Annotated in this window: 2 protein-coding genes and 1 pseudogene; all 3 read left to right on the top strand. The window is 48.5% G+C overall.

The window, feature by feature from the left end; genetic code table 11:
* Positions 1-23 precede the first annotated feature (23 nt).
* Positions 24-302, top strand: coding sequence for a 30S ribosomal protein S19 (gene rpsS, locus N6G83_RS54450; RefSeq protein ID WP_004929772.1), 279 nt, complete (start codon positions 24-26; stop codon positions 300-302).
* Between the two features lie 14 nt (positions 303-316).
* Positions 317-649, top strand: coding sequence for a 50S ribosomal protein L22 (gene rplV, locus N6G83_RS54445; RefSeq protein WP_004391423.1), 333 nt, complete (start codon positions 317-319; stop codon positions 647-649).
* A gap of 17 nt (positions 650-666) precedes the next feature.
* Positions 667-785 (top strand): annotated as a pseudogene (locus tag N6G83_RS54440) (30S ribosomal protein S3); the annotation flags it as partial.

The following is a 785-nucleotide window of genomic DNA, read 5'->3' as shown; positions in this document are numbered from 1 at the left end:
AAAAAATAATTAGAGGATAAGCCATGCCACGTTCTCTCAAGAAAGGTCCTTTTATTGACCTGCACTTGCTGAAGAAGGTAGAGAAAGCGGTGGAAAGCGGTGACAAGAAGCCTTTGCGCACTTGGTCCCGTCGTTCAACGATCTTTCCTAACATGATCGGTTTGACCATCGCTGTCCATAATGGTCGTCAGCACGTACCAGTATTTGTTTCCGATGAAATGGTCGGTCACAAACTGGGTGAATTCGCGCCGACTCGTACTTATCGCGGCCATGCGGCTGATAAAAAAGCTAAAAAGCGCTAAGGTAGGAGGAAGAGATGGAAACTATCGCTAAACATCGCCACGCTCGTTCTTCTGCTCAGAAGGTTCGCCTTGTTGCAGACCTGATCCGCGGTAAGAAAGTGTCGCAAGCTCTGGAAACTCTGGCCTACACCAACAAGAAAGCTGCTGGTCTGGTCAAGAAAGTGCTGGAGTCTGCCATTGCTAACGCAGAACACAACGATGGCGCTGACATCGATGATCTGAAAGTCACGAAAATCTTCGTAGACGAAGGCCCAAGCATGAAGCGCATTATGCCTCGTGCAAAAGGTCGTGCAGATCGCATCCTGAAGCGCACCAGCCACATTACTGTGGTTGTGTCCGATCGCTGAGACTCTGGAGACTAGCAATGGGTCAGAAAGTACATCCTAATGGTATTCGCCTGGGTATTGTCAAACCTTGGAACTCTACTTGGTATGCGAATACCAAAGAATTCGCTGACAACCTGGACAGCGACTTTAAAGTTCG

The organism is Serratia sp. PL7 (genome assembly GCF_945957435.1).
Note: the sequence above shows the minus strand (reverse complement) of the source record. Positions and strands in the feature narration are given on the sequence as shown.